This is a genomic window from Mesorhizobium sp. M0166, assembly GCF_040322255.1.
Lineage (GTDB): Bacteria > Pseudomonadota > Alphaproteobacteria > Rhizobiales > Rhizobiaceae > Mesorhizobium.
Window position 1 is genome coordinate 63,756 of record NZ_JAMYTD010000028.1, and the last position, 6,273, is coordinate 70,028.

7 protein-coding genes and 2 pseudogenes are annotated in these 6,273 nt (G+C 60.6%); 4 read left to right on the top strand and 5 right to left on the bottom strand.

Annotated elements, in window-relative coordinates:
• The first annotated feature begins 91 nt into the window (after positions 1–91).
• Together NKJ46_RS24920 and NKJ46_RS24925 are read left to right on the top strand one after the other, a co-directional pair.
• Positions 92–694, top strand: a complete 603-nt coding sequence (locus NKJ46_RS24920; RefSeq protein ID WP_352668385.1) for a hypothetical protein — start codon at positions 92–94, stop codon at positions 692–694.
• 56 nt (positions 695–750) lie between these two features.
• Positions 751–1,209 (top strand): hypothetical protein, encoded by a 459-nt coding sequence (locus NKJ46_RS24925; protein ID WP_352668388.1) that lies wholly within the window; start codon positions 751–753, stop codon positions 1,207–1,209.
• Positions 1,210–1,876: 667 nt separating this feature from the next.
• On the opposite strand, the gene NKJ46_RS24930 is transcribed toward NKJ46_RS24925, so the two are convergent.
• The 5 genes and pseudogenes from NKJ46_RS24930 to NKJ46_RS24950 all read right to left on the bottom strand — a co-directional run.
• The gene (locus NKJ46_RS24930; RefSeq protein ID WP_352668389.1) at positions 1,877–2,374 is read right to left on the bottom strand and encodes a hypothetical protein; all 498 of its coding nucleotides are present in this window, start codon (positions 2,372–2,374) and stop codon (positions 1,877–1,879) included.
• Positions 2,371–2,958 carry a DUF2135 domain-containing protein gene (locus tag NKJ46_RS24935; RefSeq protein WP_352668390.1) on the bottom strand — a complete coding sequence of 196 codons (588 nt, stop codon included), beginning with the start codon at positions 2,956–2,958 and terminating at the stop codon, positions 2,371–2,373. The genes NKJ46_RS24930 and NKJ46_RS24935 overlap by 4 nt, the downstream gene beginning before the upstream one ends.
• A complete protein-coding gene (locus NKJ46_RS24940; protein WP_352668392.1) occupies positions 2,951–3,427 on the bottom strand; it encodes a MotA/TolQ/ExbB proton channel family protein in 477 nt (158 codons plus the stop codon). The genes NKJ46_RS24935 and NKJ46_RS24940 overlap by 8 nt, the downstream gene beginning before the upstream one ends.
• A 133-nt stretch (positions 3,428–3,560) precedes the next feature.
• The gene (locus NKJ46_RS24945; protein ID WP_352668395.1) at positions 3,561–3,938 is read right to left on the bottom strand and encodes a hypothetical protein; all 378 of its coding nucleotides are present in this window, start codon (positions 3,936–3,938) and stop codon (positions 3,561–3,563) included.
• 222 nt (positions 3,939–4,160) lie between these two features.
• Positions 4,161–4,376 (bottom strand): annotated as a pseudogene (locus tag NKJ46_RS24950) (IS3 family transposase); the annotation flags it as partial.
• A gap of 40 nt (positions 4,377–4,416) precedes the next feature.
• Here NKJ46_RS24950 and NKJ46_RS34850 point away from each other — a divergent pair.
• Positions 4,417–4,608: pseudogene (locus tag NKJ46_RS34850) on the top strand (IS30 family transposase); the annotation flags it as partial.
• A gap of 515 nt (positions 4,609–5,123) precedes the next feature.
• The gene (locus NKJ46_RS24955; RefSeq protein ID WP_352668396.1) at positions 5,124–6,002 is read left to right on the top strand and encodes a LysR family transcriptional regulator; all 879 of its coding nucleotides are present in this window, start codon (positions 5,124–5,126) and stop codon (positions 6,000–6,002) included.
• Positions 6,003–6,273 lie beyond the last annotated feature (271 nt).

A 6,273-nucleotide genomic window follows, 5' to 3' on the forward strand; every position in this document is an offset into this window, starting at 1 on the left:
GATGTAGTCGCACAAACCTGCCTTTTCGACCTGTCCTTTTTCGCGCGGATCATCCATAGTAAACTGTCAAATCTGCAGCGAGGAAAAGGCTATGACCATACTCAAATTTCTACTGGGGGGTGCCGCCGCCATCGCGGGCGCCGCAGCTCTTCCATCCCAATCAAAAGCGTCGGAATGGGGCTGTCAGGTCCTCCTATGTCTTTCCGGCGACTGGCAAGGCACCCCCTCGTGCCACCCGCCAATTTACAAGTTGATTGCGGCGATGGAAGCCCCGGGTTTCAATTGGCCGACCTGTCCGCAAGCCAACTCGAGCGCGGCGAGATTTGAGAAGTATGAGGATTGTCCGTCTGGCTGGCAAGCAGTTGACAGCTCCGAATCCGATCGGCCGGGCTTAGGTCAAGAACGGAACATCTGCCGCCTCGCGGCTGATAGGCTCTCCTTGCCCGTCGTTTTCAAAAACAACGCCCTCGGCGGGCATCATGGAGACGGATCACGTCAGGTCCAAATCGAAATCGACGGCAAGGCGGTTGCGGCAACAATCCAGACCGCGGGGAACGATCGAGGGCATTCCATTGGTAATGGCCCGACCTACTACACCATCCCTCGACCGATGCGCGGAAAGCCCTGGTTCATCGAGTATGATGACGCGAACGGCGTGCGCCAGAAAAGCTGGTTCAATCTCAACATGCCATAAGCCAGGCCATCACGTAGGACGAGGACTATGAGGGCCACAATTCAGGGAGGTTTGTAGTGTTCAAGGCGCTTCTGCTATCCACAATGATTATGAACACAGGCGCCGTGTTGACGGCGGCTGGTCAGAGCGACAAGCCGCGATCAAGTGTGGACAATCCTATGTGGCCCGCTTCACTGAAATGGGACTGCAAGACCGCTGCCAAAATCGTGTGTGAGCGTGATGGCAGTTGCTCAGTGGCTGAGGACCACACCGGATTTGTGCTGAACTACGGCAGCAACGAAGCTGAGTTCCCGGCCAGCAATGTCAGGATCAAACGCCACTATCAACAGACTGTGCAGGCAAGCCCTTTGCAGCAGGAAGTTAAAGTCGAACTGGCCGACAACCGCGTTCTATGGCTGACGGCCGTGGATGCCAGCCGCACGTATTCGGAAGCGTGGGTCGGTGCACTGAGCGAGTTGAAGGGTGGCGCGGTACTGATGGAATCCGAGGGAGTCTATTGCATGCCGCACAAGTGAGTGCGCCGAGAGGGCAGGCGAGCAAAGGGAAATATGGTCTGACCGGGGGCGCCGACCCCGACGTTTCAGAAAAGTTCAGGGGCTTTGCCATCCAATTTCATCGGACGATGAGGTGGCCTTAAGTAGCATCGATCTGTTGAGCCGGGATGTCGAGTAAGCGTTACTGTACAACACTGACGGGTTGCCTCGCAACGACCGTCGATAAGACTTTCGTAAAGCGACCTATATACATTGCATGAGCGAGAACTATTTACTTTTACTGATGAAAGGCGCATAATCTATCTTATGGAACTAAGGCATATTATTGTGAATCTCAATGAGCTTCTGACCGAGTTTGATGACCTGGAGCAGTTTGAAAAGACGGTGTTCACATCAGGCGGCAGAGCTTCTGTCAGTATCGCCGGCGTCTACGCAAAAGTGGAAGGTCGATTCCGACGTCGGGCGTCCAGACGGCGTGTGACCAGTACGCATGCTGTGGAACGTTCTAAATACCGATTGCGCAGCCGTCCTTGCGTAGGTCTGAACCGTAGCCACGGACTTCCGCCGTCCCACTGACCTCTCGCTCGACTCACCATCCTCGATCCGGGATTTCGTCATCGTCGAGCGTAACAAGATGGTCGTGGCCTTATGCCGCCGACGGGGCATACGCTCTCGGCGAGAAATTCGATCACGACCCCGGCTGCGTATACACCAGCGGGCGCTCGCCGCTCTGGTAGTCCTTTACCGGCAGGGCCGGTTGCGGCCGTGCGTAGAACATCGGCTCGCGGGTATCGAGACCGGCATCGGCCGTCTGCATCTTCATCTCTACCCCAGTGCCGTCGGCTTCCGCCTTGCCCATCGCATCTTGAAGTTGTTGCGCGGCTTGTTGGCTCCATGGCAGCACATAGAAGCGCGGCTCAATCGTGCCGGGTGTGGTGAGCCATACGTAGATGGCTTCGTTCTCAACCGGGACGGCACCCACCACCTGGGCTTTTGCCGTGTCACGCCACTCGAGCGTGAGCGGCTTGGGACGGCCAAGAAGCTCGCTGGCGCCGACATAGACGACGGTGATCAGCGCCAGGAAGATGCCGACCGAGAGGGTGCGGCGGGCAATGCCTGCATGCGGCAGGATGACGAAGATAAATGCGCCAAGCAGCAGGGCGAATATGATGGGAGCGATCATCATTGGGTGGCCGCCACGCGCAGGGGTTTGAAGATGCTGTTGATGCTGCCTGGCACCAGTTGGCCAGTCGAATCGAGCCGGAATCTCAAGGCGGTAAGCTCCTGGTTGGGCTTGCGCAGCTGGACCGTCGTCGTGGCCACTGGCGCTGACGGCTTGGAATCGCGCTTTGCATTGACGATTATCTTCACCGGGACGGGGTATTTGACGTTCACGCCGCGATACATGTGAACATTGACGACGTATTCGCCCGCGGGAGCTCCCCTGGAATAGGCGACTTCATGGTTGGAGTCGGTCATGTCCTGCGCCATGCCCAGGTCGTCGCGAAGCAGATCGAATACCCTGCCGCTCTTGTTGGAGTAGCCAACCGGGCCATCGCCGGGCGCCTGGACCCACAGATCGACATCGGCGTCGAGCTTGTCGGGCCATTGCGTCTCGACGGTGACGTTTCCCGGCGCCGTGACCCCATCGGTCTCGCTCGCCTTGGCAGGGGGGTTCATCACCGTCATCATGAGCGTGGTCATGAGGACGAAGCCGCCGAGCATCAGGAGAGCGGTGTCGAGCCAGACAGTGAGAGTTTCCTCATCCATCGAAGTTTCCCAGCAGGCGAAGATTGATCTTGAGCCACAGGTTCGTGGCTATGCCGAGCAGCGTCGCATAGAGCGCGACATACATGCCGTCGATGACGGACGCGATCATCGGCCGGATTGCACTGGGGTCGGCCGAGCCGCCGGCGCGCGCCGCGGAGAAGGCGACGATGAGGCCAACCACGGTTCCGAGCAGCCCGATGCGCACCACATGGGTCGCCAGCCAATCGACATCGCGCCAGCGCCGAAAGAAGACGCACAGAATGCCCAAGGCGCCGATGGCTGCGATCAACCAGCAAAGATACGCGTTGTTGCCGGCGAAGGGTTTTCCGGCAATGCCGACGGCCCAAAGCCCGACGATTCCGGCGGCGCCGATCGCCTGAAGAACGATGAACGGCGACAGAAACGCCTTTGGAGCGCCGTGGTCGGAATGCGTGTCCGACAGCCTGCGGGCAACGGCGTGCGATCCCAAATCGGCTGCCTCCTCTGGCCAGAGCTTCTGAGCGACTGGACTGGGCCACGGCTTTTGCCGCGGTGCGTTTTCGCGGGAATAGATATCAACCATATTGCCGTTCCTTCTCTAGCAATTCATGCGCTCCATGCGATCAGGCGCCGCGCTCGCCCTTGACACCGACACGCTTCAATTCTTCCCAGCCTTCGCCGACCGCGACGAGGCAGCTCGAGCCGTTCGGCTGGCTGACCAGGATCGTCCAGGTCTCGCCGTCGTCGCTGGTCAGCACTTCGATGACCGAGCCGTTCTTGGCCAGACCGGCGGCAACCGGCGCCTCTTTGAATCGTTTGGAAAGTTGCTTCAGGAGTTCCGGCCGCGAGCCGCACGGGGGCGAACCGCTCGCCGTGGCCGCTGGCGATGCCGCCGCCACCGGCATGGCGGAGATGGCGACCAGCGAGACTGCCGCGCCCATCGCCTTGATGAGCGTCAACTCAAAGAGTGACTTAACCTGTTTGTGAACTTGGTTAGACATTGGGACCTCCGAATTTGGACGAAGGCTGACCTCTCAGCCAGCCCGCGGTCGATTCTTCGTGCCAAGGGTGTATCTCTTCGCACCTGCTATTAGCCTTGCAGAGTACTGCAGGAGTCGGGATGCCTTCCATTCTACCAGGGTTTACTCGGCTAACTGATTAGTCTTGGAAGCTCAACCTTAGTATGAGCGAGATGGCCTGCTGCCGGTTTTTCGGACATGAGGTTATGCTAACATAGCTCGTTCCTCAAACTCGACGGGGCTCAGACAGCCCAGTGTCGAGTGCCTTCGCCGAGGGTTGTAGAAGCGCTCGATGTAATCGAACACATCCGCCCTGGCGTCATCCCTCGTCCTGTACACCTTGCCGGCCGTCCGCGCGGTTTTCAGCGACGAGAAGAAGCTCTCCATCGCCGCATTGTCCCAGACGTTTCCCGACTGGGAGTCAAACGGCCGTCGCAACACCAAAGCGAAGGAGGTTGCGATGGGCATTCGAAAGCGCCGTTCACACCGTTCTGGACGAGCGCCGTTGCCGTCACCGGGACGGCCACCCGTAGCGGGGCGTTCTGAACTCCCGCGATTCTGGTTGGGGATTGCGCAGGGGTTGACCGGCGAGGATGCTGCGCTGGCGGCTGGTTTGTCGCAGCCTGTTATCTGGCAGCCTCCTCGGAAAGCCCATTCGGTTGCGTTGCGCCGCCGTAGCGAGTAAAGCCGCGCAAATCGCTCCAAATTGCATCTAGGTGCGTCGCGATCCCGGCGCCATTCCAGGCTCGTTCGCAAATTCCTCTCGCGCTGCGATCGAGACGCGCGGAGTGTGCCTGGTGCCGAGCGGCCAGCCTTCACGTCCTGCTCGCGGCATCTCGTCGCCGACACAGGTAGCGGCGCCGGGAGCACGAAAGTTATCGTCTCTCATATTTCGAGAGACAATGTCTCACAAACACATAATTATGTTGCAAGTCGATAGGCACTATCTCGCCTGGCAGCGGAGAGCATGGAGCCGCCGAGGAGACCGATGAATGCCTGGAAACCACACTCGAGACCGCAGTCGACCTTTTCGGTTCAGCCGAGCACGGGGGCTTGGGATCGCCGCCGTCTGCGCTGTCTCGGCGATCGCCGCCGCGCTCGGTTCGATCCCGACAGCCTTCGCGCTGGCCCCGGCCTCCGTGTAGCTCACCGCGAGCGCAGTAGGCGATGAACGATCGACTTTCAGCACTCAGACTGTTTGTCCGCGCCGCGCGCGTCGGCAACTTCTCCAGTGCTGGGCGCGAACTCGGCCTGTCGCAGCCGTCTGCATCCCGGCTGATTGCCGCGCTCGAGGAGGAGGTCGGCGCGACGCTCTTCAGCCGCACCACGCGAGCGGTGACGCTGACGGAGGCCGGCGCGACGTACCTGACGCGCGTTGAGGCGATCCTGGCGGCGCTCGACGAGGCCGACCACGAGGTGCGTGGGACGGGAGAGTTGCGCGGCTCGCTGCGCGTCGGCACGCCGTTAAGTTTCGGGCTCAGGGAAATCATCCCGCGGCTTCCGGCGTTTATGAAGCAGCACCCCGCGCTGAAGATCGAGCTCCGGGTGACTGACCGCTACCCAGACCTCGTGACTGAGGGCATCGACGTGTCGTTCCAGTTCGGCGCCCTCCCCGACTCGAGCGCGACGGCGCGCAAACTCATCCACCAGCCGAGGATACTCACGGCCTCCCCCGACTACCTACGGGAGCGCGGCACGCCCACGATGCCGTCGGACCTCGCGCACCACTCGGTGATCATCAGTCCAGCGCATCCCTCGCCGACTTTCTCCTTCCGCAAGGACGGCCGCGTCACCTCCGTGCGCGTTGACAGCCAGCTCGCTATCACCATCAACGAAGGCGCCACGGCAAGCGCCGTCGCCGGGCTGGGGATCGCCGCGTCAAGCGAAACAAGCGCGCGGGCAGAGCTCGAGGCCGGGGAGCTCGTGCGGGTGCTGCCTGACTGGGATTTCGGCTCGATGGAAGTGAATGCGGTCTTCGTCGGCGGAAAGACCATAAAGCCTGCCGCCCGAGCATTTTCCGACTTCCTTCTCAGGAAGCTCCGTTAGGACGGCTGCAGCCAGGGCATCGCCGTGACAACCGCGGCATTACCGGGAGTTTATTGATGCAATCCTTTACCCCGACCGCGTGGAAACTTAACGCTAGCGCAATCGAGCGGAACGGTACAGCGTGGAAGAGAAGGCGAAAGACCAGGACGGCATGGAATAGGCCGAACGCGAACTGCTCGCCGACCTCAGGCGAGTGCGCCGCTCACTTCGTCTTCAGGACATGGATGAGCCCCCGGCGGTTGCGTGCCTGACGCGGGGGCAATGGGTAGCG